Source organism: Streptomyces sp. NPDC088794 (genome assembly GCF_044750545.1).
GTDB lineage: Bacteria > Actinomycetota > Actinomycetes > Streptomycetales > Streptomycetaceae > Streptomyces.
In genome coordinates this window covers 313,869-337,882 of record NZ_JBIVKB010000001.1, presented here as the reverse complement: position 1 = coordinate 337,882, position 24,014 = coordinate 313,869, and the positions used below count along the sequence as shown (strand labels likewise).

Genomic DNA, 24,014 nt, shown 5'->3' with positions numbered 1-24,014 from the left:
GCCGGGCGCGGGGCCCGGCCGTCGTTCGGGGTGAACTGCCCGGTGGTGGGGGCTACTTGGAGAAACCGGCGGTGAGACCGGCGACGAGCTGGCGGCGGGCGAGTACGAAGACCACCAGCATCGGCAGGGTGGAGAGCACCACCGCGGCCATCGTGGCCGGGATGTTGATGCCGAACTGCCCCTTGTAGAGCGTCAGCGCCAGCGGAAGCACCGCCTTGTCGCCGCTCTGGGTGAGGATCAGCGGGAAGAGGAACCCGTTCCACACCTGGAGGCCGTCGTACACGGCGACCGTCACCAGCGCCGGGCGGGCCAGCGGCGCCGCCAGCGACCACAGCATCCGCCAGTCGCTCGCCCCGTCCACGACCATCGCCTCGAACAGCGAACGCGGTACGTCCCGCAGGAAGCTCACCATGATCATCACGGTGATCGGCAGGGCGAACGCCACCGAGGGCAGCACGATCGCGAACAGGCTGTCGTACAACTGCAAACGGATGATCAGCAGGTACACGGGGATGATCACCGCCTGCAGCGGGATGGCCAGGCCGAGCAGGAACAGCCGGAAGGTGACACGGGACCAGCGGCTGTCGCCGTGCCGGACGATCGCGAACGAGGCCATCAGGGCGGCGACGACGGTGAGCGCGACCGTGGCCACGGTCACGACGACGCTGTTGAGCAGATAGGTGGTGAAGTCGCCGGCCAGCACGGACCGGTAGTTCGCCAGCGTCGGCTGCCCGGGCGGCGCCAGCGGACTGGCGGAGGTGAAGTCCGTACGGCCGCGCAGGCTGGTCACGACCAGCCAGTAGATCGGTACGACGACCAGCGCGGTCCACAGGAGCGTGGCACCGCCGCTCATCACGCGGCGCACGACGGCGACGGCCGAGCGCGGCCGGGCGGCCACCGGTGGTGGCGCCGCCGGGCGTCGGACGGCGGCGTCGCGGTCGACGCGCGCACGGGTCTTGGTCACGGTGGTGCTCACATGCCCTCCTGCTGACTGTCCATCTTCGTGAAGCCCGACAGGCGGGTGGTGAGCAGCGAGAGACCCAGACCCGTCACCACCAGAAGCGTGGCGACGGCGCTGGCCCGGCCCATGTCGTGCGCCTGGAAGCCGGTGATGTACATGGCCAGCGGCAGCACCCGGGTGGCGGTGCCCGGTCCGCCCGTGCCACCGGACAGCACGAAGATCAGGTCGAAGTAGGTCAGGGAGCCGACGAGCATGAGCGTGCTGGAGGTGACGAAGGTGTACTTCAGCTGCGGCAGCGTGATCCGCAGGAAGCGCACCCGGGGGCCGGCCCCGTCGATGGCCGCGGCCTCGTACAGCGAGACGGGGATCTGGCGCAGCCCGGCCTGGTAGAGCAGCGCGTGGAACGGCACGAACTGCCAGGCGATCACGAAGATCACCGTGTACAGGGCGAGGTCGGGCGAGCCGAGGAACGGCCTGGCCAGCCAGTGCAGTCCGGGGGTGGCGCCGATGCCGAAGGACGGGTCGAGCAACGCCTGCCAGGTCAGGCCGATCGCCACGGCGGACAGCAACAACGGCAGGAACCACAGCACGGCGAACAGCGACCGCAGCCGGCCCGGCGGCGCCTGGAACACACCGAGCGCCAGCGCGACGGGCGTCTGGACCAGCCAGCTGATCACCATCACCTTGACGGTGAGCCACACCGCCTGCCAGGTGGCGCCGTCGGTGAGCACGGCACTCCAGTTGGCTCCGCCGGCCCAGCCGATCGAACCCAGCCCGTCCCAGTCGGCGAGGCTCAGACCCAGCACGCCGACCAGCGGGACGAGACCGAAGAGGCCGAAGACCACCAGTGCTGGGGCGGCCATCAGGGCACCACTCCAGCGGCGCCCCACCCGGGCCCCGCCCGACCGCGCCCTCTCGGACGCGGCAGGGCCGGACGTAGGGACAACTGCCGTCATTACTGCGCCGCCTTGCTCATGTTCTCGCCGAACTGCGCGGGCTCGATCTCCCGCAGGAACGACTTGTCGACGTTGGTCAGCAGCGCGTCGGACTGGTCCGACGGCAGGGCCTGGTCCCAGGACAGCTGGAAGCTCGGTGACTTCTGCACCAGGTCGTACACGAACCGCAGCCACTTCTTGTCGGCCGAAGTGGTCGCGGCCAGCTTCGACTCGAGGCCGTTGACCGGCGGCACGCTGCCCGCCGCCAGGTAGGCGTCGACCTGGGAGTCGTCGAGGACGTAGTCCTTGAGGTAGTCGAGCGCCTCCGACTTGTGCTTGCTCGCCGCGTTCAGGGACAGGAAGTTGGAGGGGTTGCCGACGATGCCGGCCGGATCGCCCTTGCCGTCGGGCACGGTCGGGAACGTGGTGAAGCCCAGGTCGTTCTTCGCGAAGTCCGGCGCGGCCTTGACGAAGTTGGCGTACTCCCAGGTGCCCATCACCTCCATCGCCGCCTTTCCCGTGTAGACGAGCGCGGTGGAGGCGCCCTGGTCGTAGTTGACGGACGAGGCGTTGGAGCCGAAGGCACCCGCCTCGGACAGCATCTGGAGGTACTGGTTGGCCTTGGTGACCGACGCGTCCTTCCACGCCGAGGCGTCACCGCCGGCGATCTTCGAGAACACCCCGGAGCCACCGGTCCGGTCGAGCAGATACTCCGTGTACATCAGCGTCGGCCACTTGGAGTTGGCCGCGAGGGACATCGGGATGACGTTCTTCGCCTTCAGCTTCTTCACGGCCGCGAGCAGGTCGTCGTATGTCTTCGGGGGCTGGACGCCCGCGTCGGCGAGCACCTTCTTGTTGTAGTAGAGGACCACCGGCGCCAGGCCGTTGGCGGGCACGCCGTAGACCTTGCCGTCGAAGGTGGCGCTCTGCATCACGCTCGGCGTGAACCGGTCCGTCCCGACCTGGGACGCGGACAGGGCGTCGACCTTGCCCGCCTTGACGTAGTCGTTCAGGGCGCCGCCGCCCCAGCTGAAGAAGATGTCCGGTGCCTGGTTCGCGCCGAAGGCCACGCGCAGCTTCTGCTTGTAGTCGTCGTTGGCGAACAGCCGCAGCGTGATCTTCCCGTCCGGGTGCTTCTTGTTGTAGGCGTCGACCGACTCTTTGAGGATCGTCTGGTCGTTGAGCGCCCACATCGTCAGGCCCTTCGAGGACGACGTCGTGGACGGCCCGGACGTCCCGCAGGAGGCGATGGCCACGGCGGCCGACACGGTGGTGAGGGATACGACTATGCGCCGAGCTCTCGTTCTCGAAGTCCCGTGCATGCTCTGCCTCTTTCTCTCGCAATGCCATGTGGTGCGCAAGGCAGATACGGAAAGCAGCGCGAAAGGCTTTCGTGTGCACCGCCGCAGCAGCCTGCCTGCTGGACCGGGACACTGACATGCGTGTCAGCTCCGGGACAAGGAGGAGAAAAGCCCCGGTTACGAAAGACTTTCGGGAGCGCGACGCAGCGAACGACCATGGTCGGCCCGCCGGGCGCACGCAATGCTTGCGCGCCCGGAGCCACCCGCCGACAAGGTCGGCCCTGTTAGCTTTCACTAGAACGATTTAGCTGCCCCCACCGGGACGGACAGCGACACGAAGGAGCCGCCATGGCAACGCCCTCGCTCCAGGACGGCATCGACTCGGCCGGCTCACCGGTCAGGCTGCTGTGGCGGCCGGGCGCCGAGCCGTGGACCCCCGAGGTCGTCGCGCGCGAGTACGCGGGCTGGCGGCAGGAGCAGAACGCCTGGCACGAGGGCGTGGCCCTGCTCGACCTCTCGCACCACATGTACGACCTGACGATCGAAGGCCCCGACGCCACCCGGGTGTTGGCCGATCACGGCGTCAACAACTTCGCCAGGTTCGCGATCGGACAGGCCAAGCAGTACGTGCCGGTCACCCGTCAAGGCCACATCGTCACCGACGGGATCCTCGCTCGGGAGGCCGAGAACCGGTACCTGCTCAGCGGTATCCCCGCCGCCCAGCACTGGGTGCAGTACCACGCGGAAAAGGGCGGCTACGACGTCGGTTTCGCCACCGACCCCTCCTCCGCCTTCCGGCCCGGTGGGGGTGATCCGAAGCTGTTCCGCTACCAGATCCAGGGGCCGCTGGCCGTGGAGCTGGCCGAGCGGGCCTTCGGCGGCCCACTGCCGGAGACGAAGTTCTTCCACTCCAGCCCGGTCGTCCTCGACGGGCGCCCGCTGCGCGCCCTGCGGCACGGCATGGCGGGCCAGGCCGGCTTCGAGTTCATCGGCCCCTGGGAGCACGCGGCCCACGTGCACGAGAGGTTCCTGACGGTCGGCGAACCGCTCGGCCTGATCCAGGTCGGCGCCCTCGCGTACACGACCCCCAGCGTGGAGAGCGGCTGGATCCCGTCCCCGGTGCCCGCCGTCTACACCGACCCCGAACTGCTGGAATACCGCAGGCAGCTGCCCTTGTTCGGAATCGAGGGCAAGCGCCCGCTGAACGGCAGTTACTTCTCGGAGGACATCGAGGACTACTACGTGTCGCCGTACGAACTCGGCTACGGCAAGGTGATCTCCTTCCGGCACGACTTCGTGGGCCGGGACGCCCTGGAGAAGGCCAAGGACGAGGTGCGGCGCACCAAGGTCACCCTCGTCCTCGACCCCGCCGACGTGCGCGCGGCGATCGGCGAGGGCCAGGACTCCGGGTTCGTGCTCTCGTACGCACGCCACCGGGTGGAGACCGCCGCCGGACTGGTCGGCGTCACCATGCAGAGCGCGTCGATCGACCCCGTGGGCGCGGTCCTCGCCCAGACCCTGATCGACGCCGAGTACGCCGTGCCCGGCACCGAGGTGAGCGTGGTCTGGGGCGAGCACCCCGGTCCCGGCACCGACCCCGAGGCCGACCTCGGCTTCCCCCGCATCCGCGCCACCGTGCGGCCGTCGCCGTTCGACGAGCACGCGCGCACCCTCTACCGCCGCGACCGCTGACGCGGGCCCAGAGAGCGAGACCTACGACGATGAACCCCGCGAGCACGGCAGGAACAGCGGTCGGCACCGCGCTGCTTGAGGACTTCTCCCTGGAGATGACCGGCAAGGACGTCCCCGCGCTGGAAGAGGCCCGCGACCTCATCCCCCAGGGCACCCGCATCAACATCACCTTCCTCGGCAACGAGGACCTCCCGATGCGTCTGGACGCGGCCCGGGCGGTCAAGCGGCTCGGCTTCGTCCCCGTACCGCACATATCCGCCCGCCGCCTCGGCTCCCGCGGCGACTTCGAGCGGTTCCTCGCGGGCCTGCGTGCCGACGGCACGTCCGACAACGTGTTCCTCGTCGGCGGCGATCCGGCACACCCCGAGGGCCCCTACGCGGACTCGCTGTCGCTCATCGACACAGGACTGCTGGGGGAGTACGGCGTGCGGCACGTGGGCATCACCGGATACCCCGAGGGCCATCCGTCGATCGACGACCTGACGCTGTGGTCCGCGCTGCGGAACAAGCACGAGGCCCTCGCCGCGCACCCCCTGGACGGCGAGATCATCACCCAGTTCGGCTTCGACGTCGACCCGGTGCTCGCCTGGGTGGAGGAGGTCCGGAGTCGAGGCATCGACCTCCCGATCAGGATCGGCGTGCCAGGACCCGCCGGGGCGCGCCGACTCCTGTCCTACGCGGCCCGTTTCGGCGTGGGCACCAGCGCCTCCGTCGTCAAGAAGTACGGGTTCTCCCTGACCAACCTCATGGGCACCGCCGGCCCCGACCGCTTCCTGCGCGACCTCGCCGCGGCCCACGACCCCGCCCGGCACGGCGAGTTGAAGATCCACTTCTATACGTTCGGCGGGATCGCGGCCACCTCCGACTGGGCCGCCCGCTTCCGGAAGGACAGCACGGCATGACCCTCACGCAGGACGCCCCGGCCCGCGCCGGCACGGCGGAAAACCCCGCGCCGCAGGCCTCGTTGATCGTGCAGGGCGCGGACGCCACCGGCATCGTCGCGGCCGTGACGTCGGTCCTCAGCGGGCACGGCGCCAACATCGTGGCCCTCGACCAGTACTCCGACAACCCGCAGGGCGGCGCCTTCTTCCAGCGCACGGTGTTCGGCCTCGACGGCCTCCGGGCCGCGTTGCCCGCCCTGCGGACGGACCTCGACGCCCACCTCGTGGAACGGTTTGGTCTGACGTACACGCTGCGCGACCTGTCGGTCCCCAAGCGGGTCGCGATCTTCGCGTCGAAGTCCGACCACTGCCTGCTCGACCTGCTCTGGCGCCACCGACAGGGCCAACTGCCCGTCACCGTCTCGATGGTGATCTCCAACCACCCCGATGTGGCCGAGGAAGTACGCGCCTTCGGCATCCCGTTCTTCCACGTGCCCTCCCAGGGGCCGGACAAGTCCGCCGCCGAGACGGAACACCTGCGGCTGCTCAAGGGCAACGTCGACTTCGTCGTCCTCGCCCGCTACATGCAGATCCTCAGCGGCGACCTCATCGAACGGCTCGGTGTGCCGATCATCAACATCCACCACTCCTTCCTGCCCGCCTTCATCGGCGCCGGGCCCTACGCCAAGGCCAAGGAACGGGGCGTGAAGCTGGTCGGCGCGACCGCCCACTACGTGACCGAGGACCTCGACGAGGGCCCGATCATCGAGCAGGACGTCGTCCGCGTCACCCACGCCCACACCGCCACGGACCTGACCCGCCGGGGCGCCGACGTGGAACGCGCGGTCCTCTCCCGGGCGGTGCTGTGGCACGCCGAGGACCGGGTCGTCAGGAACGGCAACCACACCATCGTGTTCGCCTAGGCTGAGTGCCGGCGCTTAATCGTTCTGGAGGCGGGAGTGTGCCGGCATGGGGCGTTCCGGCCGGGTGACGCTGAGTGACGTGGCCGAGGCGTCCGGAGTCTCCCGGGCGACCGTGAGCTTCGTACTGAACGACGACCCCCGGCAGACCATCTCCGGGGCGACCAGACAACGGGTCCTGGCCGCCGCGCACAAGTTGGGGTATGTCCCGCACGGCATCGCCCGGGCACTGCGCGAGGGGTCCTCGCGCATCGTCGTCCTCAATGTCGACGAGGGCCTGGAGGGCAACTTCTCCCGGAGCTATGTCCTGGGCCTGGACGAGGAGCTGGCCGCCCACGACCACGTCCTGCTCGTGCGGCACGGGCACACCGCGCCCGAGGCCACGCAGAAGATCCTCGACACCATAGTGCCGCGGGCCGTGCTGCGACTCGGCGAGGTCTACATGCGCGAGCACGGTCCCATCGAGGAGGACTGGGAGAACGGGTTCGCCGCCAACGCCGCCCTGCAGATCGGCCATCTCGCCGAACGGGGGCACACCCGGATCACCATGGCCATGCCCGACCACGACTTCCCGCTCACCGAGGCCCGCCTCGGGTTCGCCCGCGAGGCCGCCCGGCGCCTTGGCCTGCCACCCCTGGAGCGCCTCGTCGTCCCCCGCCCGCGAGAGGCCGGCGCGGTCGCCGTCGGGGCGTTCCGCGCGGCCCATCCGGACGTGACCGCCGTGGCCGCCTTCGACGACGACATCGCACTGCGTACCCTGACCGCCCTGCGCGACCTCGGACTTCGGGTGCCCGAGGACATGGCCGTGATCGGCTTCGACGAGACCGAGCACGGCTCCCTGACCACGCCCGCGCTCACCACCGTCCACATCGACGCCGAAGCCCTCGGCCGGCTCGCCGCCCGGGCCGCCCTCGGCATCGACTCGGAGGGCCTGACGCCCGTGCGGGGCCGGATCGTGGTCCGCGCCTCGGTGTGACCGGCGCGCGGGACCGCCGGGCGTAGGGCGCCCGAACCGGCGTATCCACGCGGTGATTTGACGGCCCAGGCCGATGATCCTCGTCACTCGGCGGGCGAGACCGGCATCACCCCAGGTAGCGCGGTATTGGCCATGTTCGCGACACACGGTACGGTCACTCTGATATCGACGACACCAAAACGGAAGCCGGTGGGAGTCCGGCACGGTCGCGCCACTGTGTGCCACCCCTTTAACGGAGGGGGGCGAGTCAGACCCGTAGCCGTCGTCCTGTGCACCACCGAGATGGGACGCGAACTCCCAGAGGAGGCCCTGCCATGGCGCAGCATGTCGCTCAGCCGACAGCCACCACCCCCGTTCTCCCCGCCAAGCTGCCGATCGGCGCGATCGTCCCCTGGGCGGTCTTCTTCGGCATCCTGATGCTGGTCCTGCTGTACTTCGTCGGCGCCGAACAGGGCGCCACCTCCCTCGTGTCCGGTTCGGACGTCCACGAGTGGGTGCACGACGCCCGTCACCTGCTCGGCTTCCCCTGCCACTGACCCGAGGGAAACCAGCACTCACATGAACTCCGCAACAGTGCGAAACCTTCTCGTGCGGGGCATGCTCGCCGGCCTCGCCGCCGGTGCGCTCGCCCTCGTCGTCGCCTACTTCCTCGGTGAACCGAACGTCGACAAGGCGATCGCCTTCGAGGACGCGCACGCCCACGAGCACGAGATGGAGATCGTCTCCCGCTCCCTGCAGTCCACCGCCGGCCTGGCCACCGGTGTCCTGATCTACGGCGTCGCGTTCGGCGGCATCGCCGCCCTCGGCTTCTGCTTCGCGCTCGGCCGCGTCGGCAGGTTCAGCCCGCGCGCGACCGCGCTGCTGCTGTCCGGCTGCGCTCTGCTGGCCGTCTACGTCGTCCCGTTCCTGAAGTACCCGGCCAACCCGCCGGCGGTCGGCGACCCCGACACCATCGGCAAGCGGACCACCCTGTACTTCCTGATGATGGTGCTCAGCGTGCTCCTCGCGGTCGCCGCGACCATCCTCGGCAAGCGGCTCGCCCCGAGTCTGGGCACCTGGTACGCGACCGTCGTCGCGCTCGCCGCGTTCGCCGTGGTGATCGGGCTGGCGTACGCGTTCCTGCCGGTCATCAACGAGGTCCCCGCGGACTTCCCGGCCACCGTGCTGTGGCGCTTCCGGCTCTCCGCGCTGGCCATGCAGATCACCCTGTGGGGCGGATTCGGCCTGGCCTTCGGCGAGTTGGCCGAACGGCTGCTGAACCCGAAGCCCGCACGGGTCCCGGCGCCTACGGCGGTGCCCGCGGCCCACTGACACGACCGACCTGACGAGAGGGCCCCGCGGAACCGTCCGGGGCCCTCTCGCGTTCTTCCGTCCGTTAGGCGCCGGCACCGGGACGCGACCTCATGAACCACCGGCCGACGGGACTTGAGCCGCCTCGGCCGTATCCAGCGGCTGTCCGATCCGTACGTTCCAGCGGCCGGCCCGCCCACTGACCGTGGTGGCGGTCAGCGGCAGCACGTCCAGCCGCCAGAAGGCCGCCGCGGGCGCGCCCAACGCGTGCACCACCACGGCCCGTACGACGTCCGGTTCGACCACGGCGAGCGTACGGCCGTCCGTGGCGAGGGACGCCTCCAGCCACCGTGCCACCCGCGCGCACAACTCCTCGACGGACTCCCCGCCGTGCGGAGCGGACGCCGGATCGGCCAACCACCGGGCCACCGCCTCGGGCTCACCGGCGCCGACCTCGGCGAGGGTGAGCCCCCGCCAACGCCCCACGTCCAGCCCCGCCAACTCCGCCGCTTCCTCGGACCCGTTGAGGCCCAGCGCGGTCGCCGTCTGACGGCAGCGCGTGCTGGGCGAGACGACGACCCGTGCGGCCGACGGCAGGGCTCCGGCCGCGGCACGAGCTCCCGCCTCCCCGCCGGCCTCGATCGAACCCCCGTCGTCGAAGCGCGCCTGGCGCAGCGAGGTGCTCATCGCGGGCGAGATGAAGGTGACACGGCTGGTCACGGGCGGCTCCTCCTGATGCGGTTCACGGTGTACGGGTCCGGTGTACGGGTCTCCATTGGACACGGCCCGTACGTGCACCGACCGGGGAGGGTTCTCCAACTGCCCTCCCCGGCCGACGGATCCCGGCATCAGGCCCCGGACAGTTCCTCACGGACCGTGCGGGCGGCGGCGACCAGGTTCTCCAGCGAGGCCCGGGTCTCGGGCCAACCGCGGGTCTTCAGGCCGCAGTCGGGGTTGACCCACAGCCGCTCGACGGGGATGGCCTTGAGCCCGGTGCGCAGCAGGTCGGCGGCCTCCTCCGTGCTCGGGACGCGCGGCGAGTGGATGTCGTACACGCCGGGTCCCGCCTCGCGCGGATAGCCGTGGGCGGCGAGTTCGCGCGCGACCTGCATGTGCGAGCGGGCGGCCTCCAGGCTGATGACGTCCGCGTCGAGATCGTCGATGGCCTGCACGATGTCCCCGAACTCGGCGTAGCACATGTGCGTGTGGATCTGCGTGTCCGGCCGCACCCCGCCCGTGCTGAGCCGGAACGCCTCGGTCGCCCACGCCAGATACGCGGCGCGGTCGGCGGTGCGCAGCGGGAGCGTCTCGCGCAGGGCGGGCTCGTCGACCTGGATCACCGAAGTCCCGGCCGCCTCAAGGTCGTCGACCTCCTCGCGCAGGGCGAGCGCGACCTGGCGGGCGGTGTCGCCGAGCGGCTGGTCGTCCCGGACGAAGGACCAGGCGAGCATGGTGACAGGCCCGGTGAGCATGCCCTTGACCGGACGCGAGGTGAGGGACTGGGCGTACGTCGTCCAGCGCACGGTCATCGGCTCGGGGCGGGAGATGTCGCCGGCCAGGATCGGCGGCCGGACGTAACGGGTGCCGTAGGACTGCACCCAGCCGTGCTGCGTGGCCAGGTAGCCCGTCAGCTGCTCGGCGAAGTACTGGACCATGTCGTTGCGTTCGGCCTCGCCGTGCACCAGGACGTCCAGACCGGTCTTCTCCTGGAAGGAGATCACCTCCTGGATCTCGGCCCTGATGCGCTCCTCGTAGCCGGCCGTGTCGATCCGGCCCGCCCGCAAGTCGGCGCGGGCGGTGCGCAGTTCACCGGTCTGCGGGAAGGAGCCGATCGTGGTGGTCGGCAGCAGCGGCAGACCGAGGTGGGCACGCTGGGCCGCGGCGCGCTCGGCGTACGGCTGGGAGCGGCGGGCGTCGGCCTCCGTGACGGCGGCGGCGCGGGCCCGTACCGCCGGATCGTGCGTGATCGGCGAGCCCGCACGCGAGGCCAAGTTGGCACGGTTGACGGCGAGTTCGGCGGCGATCGTGTCGGTGCCCTGGGCGAGGCCCTTGGCGAGGGTGACGATCTCGGCCGTCTTCTGCTTGGCGAACGCGAGCCAGCGCAGGATCTGCGGCTCGATGTCCCGCTCGGCGGCTGCGTCCAGCGGGACATGGAGGAGTGAGCAGGACGCGGCCACGTCGACCCGGTCGGCGAGTCCGAGCAACGTGCCAAGTGTGGCAAGGGACTTGGTGAGGTCGTTGACCCAGATGTTGCGGCCGTTGACGACCCCCGCGACCAGTCGCTTGCCGGGCAGTCCGCCCACGGCGGCCAGCGCGTCGAGGTTGGCCGCGGCGGCCTCGGTGAAGTCCAGGGCGAGCCCCTCGACCGGCGCCTTGGCCAGCACCGGCAGCGCGTCGCCGAGCCGGTCGAAGTACGAGGCGACCAGGAGCTTCGGCCGGTCGGTGAGGCCACCGAGGTCACGGTAGGCGCGCGTGGCGGCGTTCAGCTCGGCCGGGGTGCGGTCCTGGATCAGGGCGGGCTCGTCCAGCTGCACCCACTCGGCGCCCGCCGCCCGCAGGTCGGCGAGGACCTCGGCGTACACCGGCAGCAGTCGGTCGAGCAGGGTGAGCGGGTCGAAGTCCGCCGGTACGCCCGGGGCGGGCTTGGCCAGCAGGAGGTACGTGATCGGGCCGACCAGCACCGGACGGGCGTTCAGCCCGAGGGCCAGGGCCTCCGCCAACTCCGCGACCTGCTTGGTCGAGTCGGCGGCGAAGACCGTGTCGGGCCCCAACTCCGGTACCAGGTAGTGGTAGTTCGTGTCGAACCACTTGGTCATCTCCAGCGGCGCCACGTCCTGGGTGCCGCGGGCCATGGCGAAGTAGCCGTCGAGCGCGTCCGCTTCGACGGCCGCGCGGTGACGGGCGGGGACGGCGCCGACCATGACGGTGGTGTCGAGGACGTGGTCGTAGTACGAGAAGTCGCCGGTCGGCACCTCGTCGACGCCGGCCTTCGCCAGCTCCCGCCAGTTGGTGGCACGCAACTCTGCGGCCGTGGCGCGCAGGGCGTCGGCGCTGACGCGGCCCTTCCAGTAGCCCTCGATGGCCTTCTTGAGTTCGCGGTCCGGGCCCTGGCGGGGGTAGCCGTACACGGTGGCCCGCGCTGCCGCGGCTGCGGTCTTGGTGGTCACGGAGATCTCCTTCGCGAGATGGATCCCTGAGATCCCGGCGACGGGACGCGAGCGCGAAGGGTGACGGAACCGGGCGGGCACGACCCCGCGCGGCAGTGGAACTGCGCGGTCGTCCGCCTGGTATGTACGCCGACCCGCCCACGAGGTCACCGGGATGTCCGCGCACGATTCGGCCGTACGCGGGCAGGTGGCAGGTCTTCGGACTCGCGGGCACGTCCTCCGGTCTCCCGGCGGACTCCTACTGGCCGTCGCTTCCCAAGCCCTCCGTGGGCCCAGTGCGTATGACGGCGGTCGTTCCCGCTCACCGCTGCGGGGCAGTCCCGGATTCCCACCGGGTTCCCTCTTGCGACGCATCCCGCCTGGCGGACGGGGCGAACCAGCTGCACCGGCCAGCCTACGGGGTGGCGCGTCGGAGGGGAGCGACGGGTCCATCATGCGGATGCGAGATGTCCCATCGGCCTCCCTGTGCGGCGGCAGGCGGCAGGCGTCAGGTGCTCGTGAGGACGACGAGCTGCTGGGTCGCCCGGGTCATCGCCACATAGTGGTCGACCGCTCCCTCGATGCCCTCGCCGAACTTCTCCGGGTCGACGAGGACGACCAGGTCGAACTCGAGTCCCTTCGACAGTTCCGGGGTGAGTGAGCGGACTCGGGACGTCGCCCGGAACGTGGGATCGCCGATGACGCAGGCGATCCCGTCGTCGTGTGCGGCGAGCCAGGTGTCGAGGACCGAGGGCAGATCCGAGGCGGAGCCGTGGACGACGGGGATACCGCTGCTGCGGATGGAGGTCGGCACGTTGGCGTCCGGGAGCGCGGCCCGGATGACCGGCTCGGCCTCCGCCATGACCTCTTCCGGCGTGCGGTAGTTGATGCTCAGCGAGGCCACGTCGATCCGGTTGAGCCCGACGCGTTCGAGCCGTTCCTGCCAGGATTCCGTGAACCCGTGCCGGGCCTGGGCGCGGTCGCCGACGACGGTGAAGCTCCGGGACGGACACCGCAACAGCAGCATCTGCCACTGCGCGTCGGTCAGTTCCTGCGCCTCGTCCACGACGACGTGCGCGAACGGTCCGGCCAGCAGGTCCGGGTCGACGGTGGTCAGTTCGGCCTCGTCGACCAGGCTGACCTGAGCGTCCTCCCCGCGCAACATCTTCACCAGGCCGATGCCCTCGTCACCGTCGTCGCCCGAGGTGGACACCGCCTCGATCAAGTTGTCGACGACCTGGGTCATGCGCTCGCGTTGCGCGGCGAGGACGGCCTTGTGCCGGCGCTCGCGCCGCGCCGCCTCCGGGTCGCCGAGCCGCTGCCGTGCCGCGTCCAGGAAGGGGAGGTCGGACACCGTCCAGGCCTGGGCCTCCGCGCGCTGCAGCTTCTGCACGTCGTCGCGGTCCAGCCAGGGAGCACACATCCGCAGATAGGCGGGGACCGTCCACAGATCGCCGACCAGGTCGTCCGCTTCGAGCAGCGGCCACGCGCGGTTGAAGGCGGTCAGCAGCGCCCGGTTCTGCAGCAGCGACTTGCGCAGCAGGGTGGTCGGGGCGTCCCCCTCGTGCTTCTCCATCAGGAGGGTGAGCAGCTCCTCCCAGACCTGCTCGCGCGCCTCGTTGTGCGGGGTGCCGGGTTCCGCCGCGTCGAACGCCACGGCCCAGTCGTCGGCGCTCAGCGGGATGTCCGACCAGTGCGTGGTGACCGTCATCCCCTTGGCGGGCGGCTCCTCGTAGAACCTGACGGCCCTCTCGATCGCCTTCACCAGGTCCGCGGACGACTTGAGGGCGGCCACCTCGGGGTCGCTCTCCTCCTGCGCCGCCGCTCCCTCGGCGACCAGGTCCCGCAGGATGCAGGTCTGCACGCCCTCCTCGCCGAGGCTGGGCAGGACGTCGGAGACGTAGTCCAGGTAGGGCCGGTGCGGACCCACGAACAGGACGCCGCCCCTGCGGTGCCCGAGCCGGGGGTCGGAGTAGAGGAGGTAGGCGGACCGGTGCAGGGCGACGACGGTCTTGCCCGTACCCGGACCGCCGTCCACGACGAGCGTGCCGCGGGATCCCGCGCGGATGATGGCGTCCTGGTCGGCCTGGATGGTGCCGAGCACGTCCCGCATCCGCGCCGACCGGTTGCTGCCGAGACTGGCGATGAACGCGGACTGGTCGTCGAGCGCGGCATGCCCGGCGAATCCGTCCGCAGTGAACACCTCGTCCCAATAGTCGCCGATCCGGCCCTCCGTCCAGCGGTACCTGCGGCGGCTCGCCAGACCCATCGGGTTGGCGTGGGTGGCGCCGAAGAACGGCTCTGCCGCCGGGGAGCGCCAGTCGAGCAGCAGCCGACGGCCCGTGCTGTCCGTGAGGCCGAGGCGACCGACGTAGACGGGCTCGGAGCCGTCCGCGAGGACCATGTGCCCCAGGCACAGATCCAGGCCGAAGCGGCGCAGGGTGCGCAGGCGGGCGGTCACCTGGTGGACCTCGGTGTCCCGGTCCATGGCCTCCCGGCCGAGGCCGCCGGGTGCCTTGCGCGCGGTGTCGAGGCGCTCGGTCAGCTCCGCGATCGACTCCTCCAGGCACTCCGCGATGGCCACGAAGTGCTTCTCGTCGCCGGAGATCAGGGCCGGGTCGGCTTTCGCGGAGAGGCGATCGGGAAGGTCGAACGCGCTGGTGGTGAGGGGGTTCACGTCGTTGGCTCCGAGGCTCCGAATGCGGGGTGTGGCTGGGCGTCGGCTCGACGGGCCCATGCGGTTCACGCGGCTATGGGCACCTTTTGGCCCAGATCGGTGATTGTGCGCCACGAAGGGGGCCTTGCCGCAAGGCCCCCCGTGCGCTATAGGTTGTTAGTGGCAGGGAGTGCTGGAACCTCCCTGCCTTTGTGTTGTCCGTCTCCGCGTACGGTGTCCAGAAGATCGTCCGTGACCTGCGGGTCCAGCGGCTTCTGGAAGGAACCAAGGAGACCATGCGCGAATCCGTGCTGTTGACCACCGCCGGCCGGGCCGCGCACCTCACCCTCAACCGCCCGAGGGCCATCAACGCCCTGGATCACGCGATGGTCCGCCGCATGGACGAGGCCCTGACCGCCTGGGAGGCCGACCCCTCCGTCGAGACCGTCGTCGTCACGGGTGCGGGCGAGCGAGGCCTGTGCGCGGGCGGTGACATCCGGGTCGTCCACGACGACGCCCGCGACGGCGACGGCACCGCGTCGGCCGCCTTCTGGCGGGACGAGTACCACCTGAACGCCCGTATCGCGCGTTACGCCAAGCCGTACGTCGCTGTCATGGACGGCATCGTGATGGGCGGCGGGGTCGGTGTCTCCGCACACGGGAGTGTCCGCGTCGTCACCGAGCGCTCACGGGTGGCCATGCCGGAGACGGGCATCGGGTTCGTGCCGGACGTGGGCGGCACGTATCTCCTCTCCCGTGTCCCGGGCGAGCTGGGCACCCACCTGGCCTTGACGGGCGCGCAAGTCGGGGCAGGAGAAGCCCTGTTGTGCGGGCTGGCGGATCATTACCTGCCCTCCGACTCGCTCCCGGGCTTCGTCGGGGATCTCGCCGACCTGCCCGTCCGTGAAGCGCTGGACCGGCATGTACTCCCGTCCCCGGAGGGGGAGTTGGCGGGTCGCCGGGAGTGGATCGACTCCTGCTACGCGGCCGACACGGTGGAGGAGATCATCGACCGGCTCCTCGCGCACGGCGACCCGGCCGCGAAGGAGACGGCGGAGACCCTGCTCACCAAGTCGCCCACCGCCCTCAAGGTCACCCTCTCCGCCATGCGCCGAGCCCGGCGACTCGACTCCCTGGAACGGGTGTTGGACCAGGAGTACCGCGTCTCCTGCGCGGCCCTCACCGCCCCCGACCTGGTGGAGGGCATCCGGGCCCAGGTCATCGACAAGGACCGCAACCCGCACTGGTCCCCGGCCACCCTCGCCAAGGTGAGCGACGCCGACGTGGAGCGCTTCTTCGAGCCGCTGGGCGACCGGGAACTGGGGCTGGCCTAGCCGCGTACCGGACGCGTCCCGGGGGAGGCGCGGGCGGCCTGGACCGCACCGGCTACCGGCGGACCACCGCGACCGGGCACAACGTGTCGCGCAGCAGCGCCCTGATCACGTCCCCCCACTCGCCGCCCGCCCCCACCACGACCAGCGCCGCGTTCGTCGAATGGTGGAGCAGTGCTTCGGCGGGCGGAAACAGGACGACGTCCTCAAGTACGGGAACCTCCGGGTACTTGCTCCGCCAGGGGCGCAACGCGTCCGTCAGGAGCTGGACTTCGTGGTCCTCCCATGTGGCCCGGTCCTGTTCCGGAACGGCGAACGGGAACTCGGCCGCGCTCGGGGGGAGTTGCCAGGCGTGGACGGCATGCAGGCGCGTCCCGCGCAGCCGTGCGCTGTCGAAGGCGAAGTCGATCGCCGCGCTCGCGGGGTCGTGGGCGTCGATCCCGAGGACGACGCCCGACGGGCGGCCGAAGGTCTGGCCGTCGTCCTCCGGTACCAGGACCACCGGAGTGATCGAGGTGCGGACGCTCGCCGGAAGGGGCGGTTGCGAGGCTGCCCGGGGCAGGCCGAGCACGACCAACTTGGCCTCGGCCGGGTCCGGTTGGGGATCGTGCAGCACGCACAGGGGCAGGCCGCGCAGCAGTGCCTCACGGCTGGCCCATTCGACCGCGTCCCGGCTGCCCGTCGATCGGTCGGTACGCGCGACGATCACTTGCTCCATGGCCGTTCGCCTCTCTGGCACAGACTGGCGCACAAGGGGGACGTCACATCCCCTGTGCACCAGCCTGCCTCGCCCTCGCCCTCGCGGACAGAGGCCGAACGGTCAACGTCCGTGTCTCACTCCGACCCGACCGAGCTCCGATACGGTCGCGCGCCGGGCCCCGGCCGCGCGGTCACGTCCCTCGGCGTGAGCGGGACATGCTCGTCGGCGCACTCGACGACGACGCGTACCGGCCCCCCGCAGTCGGTGTGCCGCATGTCCAGGACGGGACCCGCGGGGTCCGGGTCGTGGGTGTCGCCCCACTGGCGCAGGGCGACCAGGACCGGCCAGAGGTCCCAGCCCTTGCGGGTCAGCCGGTACTCGTTGCGGGCCCGGCTGCCCGGCTCCTGATAGGGGACGGTCCGCAGGATCCCGGCCGCGGTGAGCTTGCGCAGCCGGTCGCTGAGGACCGCCTCCGACAACCCCATGTGCCGGCGGAACTCCTCGAACCTGCGGACGCCGATCGCCGCGTCGCGCAGCACGAGCAGCGTCCATTTCTCGCCGACCAGGTCGAGCGTGCGCTGGACGGGACAGTTCTCGGTACTGACGTCGAGCCACTCCATTCCGCCATCGTAGATGCCTGACTTCGACATTGACAGTCAGCTGACGGTCCCGCTAGCTTCGAATGACGAAGTCAGCTGGGAGGCGGCACGACATGGGACGTACACGTACGTACGAGTGGGAGGACCCCGCGATCACGGCGGCGGCGGTCGGGCACGGTTCCGGCCTGGACCTCCTGCGTGCCGTGCAGGAGGGCCGGCTGCCGGCGCCGCCCGTCTCGGCGACGCTGGACTTCACGCTCGACGAGGTGGCCGAGGGCCGGGCCGTGTTCTCGCTGCTGCCGGGGGAGGAGCACTACAACCCCATCGGCAGCGTGCACGGCGGTGTCTACGCCACCCTCCTCGACTCCGCCGCGGGCTGCGCCGTGCAGTCCACGCTCCCCGTCGGCATGGGGTACACCTCGCTGGATCTGACCGTGAAGTTCCTGCGCCGGATCACCGTGGACACGGGCCGGGTGCGTGCCGTCGGCACGATCGTCAACCGGGGCCGCCAGACCGCGCTGGCCGAGGCGACCCTGCTCGATGCCAAGGACCGCCTGCTGGCTCACGCGACCAGCAGCTGCCTGCTGTTCCCGGTGCCGGTCGGGGAGGACCGCGGCGGGGCGTGACGTGACGGGCTGATCCGGCTGTACGTTCCGGTGCGGCCGTACGTCTCACTTCACCTGTACGTTCCGGTGCGGCCGTACGTCACTTCACCCGCACGTTCCGCTTCAGCGCGGCTCGCCGCGATACGTGCCGAAGTACCAGCGGTTGCCCTCGGGGTCGCGTGCGGCGAAGTCGCGGGAGCCGTAGTCGGTGACCTGGAGTTCCGTGGTGATCTCGGCGCCGGCCGCCTTCGCCCGGGCATGGACGGCGTCCGGGTCGGCGGTGACGACGTAGGCGCTGAACGCGCCCGGCGGAGTAGGGCAGTTGGCAGGGTCCTGGTCCTCGCGGACCGAGCCCAGCATGATGCCGCCGCCCTCGGGCCAGGCGAGTTCGGCGTGCTGGACCAGGTCGCCGTCGCCGTGGACCACGGTCTCCTCGAAGCCGAAGGCGTCGACCAGGAAGCGGATCAGCGCGCGGGCGTCCTGGGCACGCAGACTCGGCCAGACCTGCGGGGCGGGCGGCTGCTTGCCGGAGTCGGGACCGGTCGAAGTGGTGGGCGTGCGTGCGGAGTTGGGCGTGTGTGCGGTATCGGGAGTGCCGGGCATGGTGAGCCGCCTTTCGCTGCGTCGCCGTGAGGCGTGGATCCGTGGAACACCCCCAGCGTCACGCGGGCGGATGGTGCCCGGATTGGATGTTTCGGAACTCCTGCGCCAACCAGACGCTCGGTGAACAGGAGGCCAGCGCCGCGAACTCGCGGTCGAGGTGCGACTGGTCCGCGTAACCGCAGTCGGCGGCCAGCCCTGCGAGGTCGGTGCGGCCGGGGCGGTCGGCCAGTCGGCGTCGGGCCCGGTCGAAGCGGATGACCCGGGCGGCCGCCTTGGGGGTGAGGCCGATCTCGGCGCGGAAGCGGGTGCGCAGATGTCGGTCGCTGTAGCCGGTCTCGGCGGCCAGCTCGTCGACGCGCAGCCGGCCGCCGGTGGACAGGAGCAGCCGCCAGGCGCCGGCGACTGTCGAGGCGCGGGCGAGCGGATCGCTCTCATGCTGGAACAGTCGACTCAGCAGCCAGCCGTCCACCACACGGAAGCGGGCGGGCCAGTCCGTGGCCTCTCGCAGCCGGTCGTGGGTCTCGCGGACGTCCGCGCCCAGGACCTCGTCGGCGTGGACGTCGATCCCGGTGAGTTCCCCGGCGGGGAGCCCCAGCAGCACCCGGGCGCCCAAGGGGCTGATCCCGATCTGGACGCCGGACTGGCGTCCCGGGATGTCGATGAGCGCGGGCGTCAGATGCAGACCGCCCAGCAGTGTGGCGAAGTCGCCGGGAGCGGCGGCGGGGTCCGGGTGGGCGGCCATGCTCAGCGGGTCGTCGAGGGTGAGGATCAACGTCAGCCAGGGTGAGGGCAGCCCGCGGTGCCGGGTCGGCGGGACCCCGCGCTGGCGGTAGCCCGCGTACCAGCCGACCAGCCCGCGCAGCGCCGGCGACGGAACCGCCCGTACGGCCTCGTCCAGGACCTCGTCCACGATCTCGGCACCCACGCGGCCATTGTCCCGCGCGGGCCCGCACCGCGCAGGAGCATGTCGGCATGCTCTCGGCTGCCGCTGCCGCTGCCGCTGCCGCTGCCGCTGCGGGTTGCGGGCGGCAGCACCTTGAGCGCCGCTACGGCTTGCGGGCGACGCCTCCGAAGTCGTCGACCTCCAGGACCACCGCGTCCGGGGACGTCGGACGCCAGCGGGAGACCGAGACCACACCGGGGTCGAGCAGTTCCAGGCCGTCGAAGAAGCGGGCGAGCTGCTCCGGGCTGCGGTTGACCCGCGGATTGTCGCCCGCCTCGTTCCACTGCTCGATCATGGTGCGCATGCCCTCGGGGTCGAGGACCTCGGTGTCGTCGCACAGCACCAGGAAACTCCCGGACGGCAGCGCCGCGACCAGGCGCCCGACCAGGTCGTACGCCGAGTCGTCGACCACATGGGCCGTGATCCCCAGCAGCACGAGGGCGACGGGGCGCGTGAAGTCCAGCGTCTTGGCCGCGCCCTGGAGGATGGTCTCCGGATCGTGCAGATCGGCGTCTATGTAGTCCGTCCTGCCCTCGGGCGAGCTGGTGAGCAGCGCCTCGGCGTGGGCCAGCACGATCGGGTCGTTGTCTACGTAGACGATCCGGGTCTCCGGCGCGATCCCCTGCGCCACCTCGTGCGTGTTGTTCGCGGTGGGCAGGCCCGTGCCGACGTCGAGGAACTGGCGGATACCGGCCTCGCGCACGAGGTACTCCACCGTGCGGACGAGGAACGCCCGTTGGGCCCGGGCGATGTCGAGGATCTGCGGGTTCGCCTCGACGATCTGGTCACCGACCTGGCGGTCGATCTCGTAGCAGTCCTTGCCGCCCAGCCAGTAGTTCCATATCCGGGCGGAGTGCGGGACGCCGTTGTTGAAGAGCGCGGTGTCAAGTGGCATGAGAACTCCTGCAGTTGGCCTGTTGCCACCTCATCGTCCACGGCATGATCAGTCAAGCCGGACGGGCACCACCGCGCGCCGCACGTCCACGGGCGAGCCGCTGAACCATGGCAAAATGTGCAGGTCCCGCAGCCGCCGTCGCAGGGTCACGCCCCCGCCGGCGTGCCCCGCACCGACCCACCGAGGTTCCTCCGTGTCCAAGCCCGCCGCCCGTGAACCACAGCGCCGCAACTCGCGGTCCAACCGGGCGCGCATCCTGGCCACGGCCCGTCAGGAGCTCGGACGGAATCCGGACATCACCCTGGAGGAACTGGCGCGCGCCTCCGGTGTCGTACGGCGCACGCTGTTCGGTCACTTCCCGGGCCGCGCGGTCCTGCTGGAGGCGCTCGCCGAGGAGGGTTCCGAGGTGCTGCGGGAGGCCCTGGAACGCGGGGCGCGGCCCGGGGAACCGGCCGAGCGGGCGTTCGCGTACTTCATGTTCTCCCTCTGGCCGGTCGGCGACCGATACCGGATGCTGCTCGGCCTGACCCGGCGCGACCTGGGTCCCGAGCGCGTGACCGAGATCCTCGCGCCCGCCCGGGCCGCGGCCACCGCCATCCTCGAGCGCGGGCAGCGCGAGGGCGTGTTCCACACCCGGCTGCCGGCCGCCGCGCTGAGCGCCGGCCTCGAGGCGCTGACGGTCGCGCTGCTGGAGTCGGTCAACTCCGGCACGCTGGAGGACGACGGGAGCCGGACCGCGATCGCCGCCCTCATCGCGGCGGGTGTTCCCGAGGAGCGGGCGGCCGTCGTGGTCGGGGAGGTCGCGGCGAGCCTGCCGCCGGTGGCGGACTGAACGCGCGGCGACTTCGCCCTCGTATCGCCTGACGAGACCAGCCGACCGGCTGACCGGCTGACGAGACCGGCTGACCGGCCGATGAGACTGGTGGATCGGCCGATGGGATCGGCCGATGTCCGGCGCGGCGGTCGCCCTCAGGCGGCTCGGTCCGCGGATTCTTCCGTGGACCCCTCGTCCGAACTCCCGTCCGGGCGGAAGGTGACCGACTCGCCCGAGAAGTGGGCCGTGAGGCCCGTGGCCGTCGTGCTGACCGAGCGCAGATTCAGGCCCTCCGGGATGTTGCGCAGTTGGATCGGCTCCGCGAAGACCCGGTCGAGCAGGGTGCGGCCGATGGCGGGGAGCGTGCCGCCGGTGACCTGAAAGTCGTGGAACGAGATGCGGTTGCCGGAGGTCGCCGAGACAGCCGTGGTGATGTTGACCTTGGAGTCCAGGGGCAGCAGGACCGTCGCGGTGATCCGGCCGGGCTGTGCGGCCTGGCCGACCTCTATGCCGAGCGCGTTCGAGATGTCCTCGTAGGAGAGGTAGGCGGTCGCCTCCGCCTTGCGTGCCCGCGCCTCCTTGTCGTCGTCCGACTTGCTCACCCCGTGCAGATCGAGGGCGAGTTCGGTCACCGGAAGCGGGCGCTCGGACCCGTCGGCGGGAATGTCGTGCGCCGTGATGTCGACGTGCCGCAGGGTCCCGGAGGCCACCTGGGTCAGCACGGGGACACCGCGCACATGGACCTGGGGCGGCAGAGGCGTGCCCATGCCCTCCTGGAAGGCCTTGGCCGTACGGGACTCGACGCGCGCCGCCACGAACCGGTCGACCGCCACGGGGACGAGGACGAGCGCGAGCAGGGCGGCGAGGGCGATGAGGAACGGTCGGGAGTTGGTCCGCATGGGCCTTCCTTCGGCGAGAGCGTTCGAGGCGGGGGGACGTTCGACATGGGCGGGAGCCCGCAGGGGGTGTCCGAGACAGGCGGGTGACCTGCGGGTGGTCGCCATATTTGCACATCGGTGAGCAATAAACTAGCCTGCACATCGATGGGCAATTAACTCGTCCCTAGGAGCCCCCCAATGCCCTTCCTCACCGTCACCCCCGTGGAGAAGATGTCCGCGCCCTACCCCCGCCGCTGGTGGGCCCTGATCGTGCTCTGTCTGAGCCTGCTGATCGTGGTCATGGCGAACACGTCACTGATCGTGGCGGCGCCGGACATGAGCCAGGAACTGGGTCTGAGCAGCAGCGACCTTCAGTGGGTCATCGACGGCTACACCGTTCCGTATGCGGCGCTGATGCTCGTCCTGGGCTCGATCGGCGACAAGTACAGCCGTCGCGGCGCGCTCGTCACGGGTCTGCTGGTGTTCGCCGCCGGTTCGGTGATGGGCAGCCTGGTCGACCGGACCGAGTTGGTAATCACCGCCCGCGCCATCATGGGTGTCGGCGCCGCCGTGGTCATGCCGGCCACGTTGTCCCTGCTGGTCGCGATCTTCCCGAAGGGGGAGCGGGCCCGCGCCATCACGGCCTGGACCGCGACCTCCGGTCTGGCCATCGCGGTCGGCCCGCTGGTGGCCGGCTGGCTGCTGCGGGACCACGCCTGGGGCTCGACCTTCCTGATCAACGTCCCCATCGCGCTCGTCGGCGTCGTCGGCGCCCTGGTCCTGGTCCCGCCGTCGAAGGCCGCGCAGATGGGCCGGATCGACTACGTCGGCGGCCTGCTGTCGATCGTCTCGGTGGGCTCCCTGGTCTACGCGACCATCGAGGGCCCGCACTTCGGCTGGGGCGCGGGACCGGTCACCGCGGCCGTGGTCGCCGGCGTCGGTCTGCTCGCCTTCGTGCTGTGGGAGCTGCGCCACCCGCACCCCATGCTGAACGTGCGCATGTTCCGGCTGCGTCCCTTCAGCGGCTCGATGCTCGCGGTGCTGTTCTTCTTCTTCGGCACCTTCGGCGCGATCTACTACGCCACGCAGTTCCTGCAGTTCGTCCTGAACTACGACCCGCTGGAGACCGGCGTACGACTGCTGCCGCTGGCCGGTGCCGTGTTCGTCGGCGCCGCGCTCACCGGGCGGCTGACCCCGAAGCTGGGCATGAAGCCGATGGTGGTGGCCGGCATGGCGATCGGCACCGCCGCCGTCCTCCTGCTGACGCGGATCGACGCGGGTTCGACGTACACCGACTTCCTGGCTCCCGTGATGATGCTGGGCTTCGCGGTCGGCCTGAGCGTCTCCCCGGCCACCGACACGATCATGGGTTCCTTCCCCGAGAACGAGCTGGGCGTCGGCGGCGGCGCCAACGACACCGCGCTGGAACTGGGCGGCTCCCTCGGTATCGCGGTCCTCGGCTCGCTGCTGGGCACGGCCTACCGGGACAAGCTGGGCGACCTGGTCGGCGGCCGGCTCCCGGCCGCCGCGCTGGACACCGCCAAGGACTCCGTCGGCGGCGGCCTCGCGGTCGCCGAACAGGTCGCGAAGAACCCCTCCGCCGGCGGCCCCCAGCAGGCGCAGGCCCTGGTCGACGCCGTCCACGAGTCCTTCGCCCACGGCGTCGCCCAGACCAGTCTGATCGGCGGGATCATCATGGCCGCCGGCACGCTGATCGTCCTCGCGGTACTGCCCGGATTCCGGATCGGCGGAAAGGGCCGGCCGGAGCAGGAGACCGTCGGTTCGACGGAACCCGTGTCCTCAACGGAACCCGTGTCCTCACTGGACGAGGTCCACACGGACTCCGCGCGGTAGGTCCGTCGCGGCCCCGCGGCCCGGGCCACGGGGC

General features: G+C 70.9%; 22 protein-coding genes and 2 riboswitches. Of the genes, 10 read left to right on the top strand and 12 right to left on the bottom strand.

Annotation, left to right across the window (positions count from 1 at the left end):
- Nucleotides 1-52: 52 nt before the first annotated feature.
- From ACIP6U_RS01635 to ACIP6U_RS01625, 3 genes are all read right to left on the bottom strand, one after another.
- Entirely contained in the window at nucleotides 53-976 is a 924-nt protein-coding gene (locus ACIP6U_RS01635) for a carbohydrate ABC transporter permease (RefSeq protein WP_401711332.1), read from the bottom strand.
- Nucleotides 973-1,824, bottom strand: coding sequence for a carbohydrate ABC transporter permease (locus ACIP6U_RS01630; RefSeq protein ID WP_401711330.1), 852 nt, complete (start codon nucleotides 1,822-1,824; stop codon nucleotides 973-975). Before ACIP6U_RS01630 ends, ACIP6U_RS01635 begins: the two co-directional genes overlap by 4 nt.
- A 92-nt stretch (nucleotides 1,825-1,916) precedes the next feature.
- Nucleotides 1,917-3,164, bottom strand: coding sequence for an extracellular solute-binding protein (locus tag ACIP6U_RS01625; RefSeq protein WP_401711327.1), 1,248 nt, complete (start codon nucleotides 3,162-3,164; stop codon nucleotides 1,917-1,919).
- 381 nt (nucleotides 3,165-3,545) lie between these two features.
- Between ACIP6U_RS01625 and ACIP6U_RS01620 the strand changes: the two genes are divergently transcribed.
- From ACIP6U_RS01620 to ACIP6U_RS01595, 6 genes are all read left to right on the top strand, one after another.
- Nucleotides 3,546-4,889 carry an aminomethyl transferase family protein gene (locus ACIP6U_RS01620; protein ID WP_401711325.1) on the top strand — a complete coding sequence of 448 codons (1,344 nt, stop codon included), beginning with the start codon at nucleotides 3,546-3,548 and terminating at the stop codon, nucleotides 4,887-4,889.
- Nucleotides 4,890-4,918: 29 nt separating this feature from the next.
- Nucleotides 4,919-5,791, top strand: coding sequence for a methylenetetrahydrofolate reductase (locus ACIP6U_RS01615; RefSeq protein WP_401711323.1), 873 nt, complete (start codon nucleotides 4,919-4,921; stop codon nucleotides 5,789-5,791).
- The gene (gene purU / locus ACIP6U_RS01610) at nucleotides 5,788-6,693 is read left to right on the top strand and encodes a formyltetrahydrofolate deformylase (RefSeq protein ID WP_401711319.1); all 906 of its coding nucleotides are present in this window, start codon (nucleotides 5,788-5,790) and stop codon (nucleotides 6,691-6,693) included. Before ACIP6U_RS01615 ends, purU begins: the two co-directional genes overlap by 4 nt.
- Nucleotides 6,694-6,739: 46 nt before the next feature.
- Entirely contained in the window at nucleotides 6,740-7,666 is a 927-nt protein-coding gene (locus tag ACIP6U_RS01605) for a LacI family DNA-binding transcriptional regulator (RefSeq protein WP_401711317.1), read from the top strand.
- A gap of 129 nt (nucleotides 7,667-7,795) precedes the next feature.
- Nucleotides 7,796-7,945, top strand: a riboswitch (cobalamin riboswitch).
- A 35-nt stretch (nucleotides 7,946-7,980) separates the two neighbouring features.
- Nucleotides 7,981-8,202 (top strand): CbtB-domain containing protein, encoded by a 222-nt coding sequence (locus ACIP6U_RS01600; protein WP_401711315.1) that lies wholly within the window; start codon nucleotides 7,981-7,983, stop codon nucleotides 8,200-8,202.
- 22 nt (nucleotides 8,203-8,224) lie between these two features.
- Nucleotides 8,225-8,977, top strand: a complete 753-nt coding sequence (locus ACIP6U_RS01595; protein WP_401711313.1) for a CbtA family protein — start codon at nucleotides 8,225-8,227, stop codon at nucleotides 8,975-8,977.
- Nucleotides 8,978-9,067: 90 nt separating this feature from the next.
- Here the strand turns inward: ACIP6U_RS01595 and ACIP6U_RS01590 are convergent, their stop codons facing one another.
- The 3 genes from ACIP6U_RS01590 to helR form a co-directional block, all read right to left on the bottom strand.
- Nucleotides 9,068-9,676 carry a histidine phosphatase family protein gene (locus tag ACIP6U_RS01590; RefSeq protein ID WP_401711311.1) on the bottom strand — a complete coding sequence of 203 codons (609 nt, stop codon included), beginning with the start codon at nucleotides 9,674-9,676 and terminating at the stop codon, nucleotides 9,068-9,070.
- 128 nt (nucleotides 9,677-9,804) lie between these two features.
- Nucleotides 9,805-12,123, bottom strand: coding sequence for a 5-methyltetrahydropteroyltriglutamate--homocysteine S-methyltransferase (gene metE, locus ACIP6U_RS01585; protein ID WP_401711309.1), 2,319 nt, complete (start codon nucleotides 12,121-12,123; stop codon nucleotides 9,805-9,807).
- 171 nt (nucleotides 12,124-12,294) lie between these two features.
- Nucleotides 12,295-12,519, bottom strand: a riboswitch (cobalamin riboswitch).
- 91 nt (nucleotides 12,520-12,610) lie between these two features.
- Entirely contained in the window at nucleotides 12,611-14,779 is a 2,169-nt protein-coding gene (helR, locus tag ACIP6U_RS01580) for an RNA polymerase recycling motor ATPase HelR (protein ID WP_401711307.1), read from the bottom strand.
- A 236-nt stretch (nucleotides 14,780-15,015) separates the two neighbouring features.
- On the opposite strand from helR, the gene ACIP6U_RS01575 reads away from it, so the two are divergent.
- Nucleotides 15,016-16,092, top strand: a complete 1,077-nt coding sequence (locus ACIP6U_RS01575) for an enoyl-CoA hydratase/isomerase family protein (protein WP_401712870.1) — start codon at nucleotides 15,016-15,018, stop codon at nucleotides 16,090-16,092.
- Nucleotides 16,093-16,144: 52 nt separating this feature from the next.
- Here the strand turns inward: ACIP6U_RS01575 and ACIP6U_RS01570 are convergent, their stop codons facing one another.
- Together ACIP6U_RS01570 and ACIP6U_RS01565 are read right to left on the bottom strand one after the other, a co-directional pair.
- The gene (locus tag ACIP6U_RS01570) at nucleotides 16,145-16,807 is read right to left on the bottom strand and encodes a universal stress protein (protein ID WP_401711305.1); all 663 of its coding nucleotides are present in this window, start codon (nucleotides 16,805-16,807) and stop codon (nucleotides 16,145-16,147) included.
- Between the two features lie 116 nt (nucleotides 16,808-16,923).
- Nucleotides 16,924-17,409, bottom strand: a complete 486-nt coding sequence (locus ACIP6U_RS01565) for a winged helix-turn-helix transcriptional regulator (RefSeq protein WP_401711303.1) — start codon at nucleotides 17,407-17,409, stop codon at nucleotides 16,924-16,926.
- A 92-nt stretch (nucleotides 17,410-17,501) separates the two neighbouring features.
- Between ACIP6U_RS01565 and ACIP6U_RS01560 the strand changes: the two genes are divergently transcribed.
- Nucleotides 17,502-18,014, top strand: a complete 513-nt coding sequence (locus tag ACIP6U_RS01560) for a PaaI family thioesterase (protein WP_401711301.1) — start codon at nucleotides 17,502-17,504, stop codon at nucleotides 18,012-18,014.
- 102 nt (nucleotides 18,015-18,116) lie between these two features.
- On the opposite strand, the gene ACIP6U_RS01555 is transcribed toward ACIP6U_RS01560, so the two are convergent.
- From ACIP6U_RS01555 to ACIP6U_RS01545, 3 genes are all read right to left on the bottom strand, one after another.
- Nucleotides 18,117-18,596, bottom strand: coding sequence for a VOC family protein (locus tag ACIP6U_RS01555; protein ID WP_401711299.1), 480 nt, complete (start codon nucleotides 18,594-18,596; stop codon nucleotides 18,117-18,119).
- A gap of 58 nt (nucleotides 18,597-18,654) precedes the next feature.
- Nucleotides 18,655-19,521 carry a helix-turn-helix domain-containing protein gene (locus tag ACIP6U_RS01550; protein WP_401711297.1) on the bottom strand — a complete coding sequence of 289 codons (867 nt, stop codon included), beginning with the start codon at nucleotides 19,519-19,521 and terminating at the stop codon, nucleotides 18,655-18,657.
- 121 nt (nucleotides 19,522-19,642) lie between these two features.
- Nucleotides 19,643-20,434 (bottom strand): SAM-dependent methyltransferase, encoded by a 792-nt coding sequence (locus ACIP6U_RS01545; protein ID WP_401711295.1) that lies wholly within the window; start codon nucleotides 20,432-20,434, stop codon nucleotides 19,643-19,645.
- Between the two features lie 193 nt (nucleotides 20,435-20,627).
- Here ACIP6U_RS01545 and ACIP6U_RS01540 point away from each other — a divergent pair, with 193 nt between their 5' ends.
- On the top strand, nucleotides 20,628-21,266 hold the full coding sequence (locus ACIP6U_RS01540; RefSeq protein WP_401711293.1) for a TetR/AcrR family transcriptional regulator: 639 nt from the start codon (nucleotides 20,628-20,630) through the stop codon (nucleotides 21,264-21,266).
- Nucleotides 21,267-21,403: 137 nt separating this feature from the next.
- On the opposite strand, the gene ACIP6U_RS01535 is transcribed toward ACIP6U_RS01540, so the two are convergent.
- Entirely contained in the window at nucleotides 21,404-22,147 is a 744-nt protein-coding gene (locus ACIP6U_RS01535; RefSeq protein WP_401711290.1) for a DUF2993 domain-containing protein, read from the bottom strand.
- 177 nt (nucleotides 22,148-22,324) lie between these two features.
- Here ACIP6U_RS01535 and ACIP6U_RS01530 point away from each other — a divergent pair, with 177 nt between their 5' ends.
- The gene (locus ACIP6U_RS01530) at nucleotides 22,325-23,980 is read left to right on the top strand and encodes an MFS transporter (protein ID WP_401711287.1); all 1,656 of its coding nucleotides are present in this window, start codon (nucleotides 22,325-22,327) and stop codon (nucleotides 23,978-23,980) included.
- Nucleotides 23,981-24,014 lie beyond the last annotated feature (34 nt).

Bases quoted from the DNA above. Each gene is read 5' to 3' on its own strand.
- ACIP6U_RS01620 (WP_401711325.1), top strand. From the start codon at position 3,546: ATGGCAACGCCCTCGCTCCAGGACGGCATCGACTCGGCCGGCTCACCG.
- ACIP6U_RS01535 (WP_401711290.1), bottom strand. From the start codon at position 22,147: ATGCGGACCAACTCCCGACCGTTCCTCATCGCCCTCGCCGCCCTGCTC.
- ACIP6U_RS01560 (WP_401711301.1), top strand. From the start codon at position 17,502: ATGGGACGTACACGTACGTACGAGTGGGAGGACCCCGCGATCACGGCG.
- ACIP6U_RS01555 (WP_401711299.1), bottom strand. From the start codon at position 18,596: ATGCCCGGCACTCCCGATACCGCACACACGCCCAACTCCGCACGCACG.
- ACIP6U_RS01615 (WP_401711323.1), top strand. From the start codon at position 4,919: ATGAACCCCGCGAGCACGGCAGGAACAGCGGTCGGCACCGCGCTGCTT.
- ACIP6U_RS01530 (WP_401711287.1), top strand. From the start codon at position 22,325: ATGCCCTTCCTCACCGTCACCCCCGTGGAGAAGATGTCCGCGCCCTAC.
- ACIP6U_RS01595 (WP_401711313.1), top strand. From the start codon at position 8,225: ATGAACTCCGCAACAGTGCGAAACCTTCTCGTGCGGGGCATGCTCGCC.
- ACIP6U_RS01570 (WP_401711305.1), bottom strand. From the start codon at position 16,807: ATGGAGCAAGTGATCGTCGCGCGTACCGACCGATCGACGGGCAGCCGG.
- ACIP6U_RS01545 (WP_401711295.1), bottom strand. From the start codon at position 20,434: ATGCCACTTGACACCGCGCTCTTCAACAACGGCGTCCCGCACTCCGCC.
- purU (WP_401711319.1), top strand. From the start codon at position 5,788: ATGACCCTCACGCAGGACGCCCCGGCCCGCGCCGGCACGGCGGAAAAC.
- ACIP6U_RS01565 (WP_401711303.1), bottom strand. From the start codon at position 17,409: ATGGAGTGGCTCGACGTCAGTACCGAGAACTGTCCCGTCCAGCGCACG.
- ACIP6U_RS01605 (WP_401711317.1), top strand. From the start codon at position 6,740: ATGGGGCGTTCCGGCCGGGTGACGCTGAGTGACGTGGCCGAGGCGTCC.
- ACIP6U_RS01630 (WP_401711330.1), bottom strand. From the start codon at position 1,824: ATGGCCGCCCCAGCACTGGTGGTCTTCGGCCTCTTCGGTCTCGTCCCG.
- ACIP6U_RS01600 (WP_401711315.1), top strand. From the start codon at position 7,981: ATGGCGCAGCATGTCGCTCAGCCGACAGCCACCACCCCCGTTCTCCCC.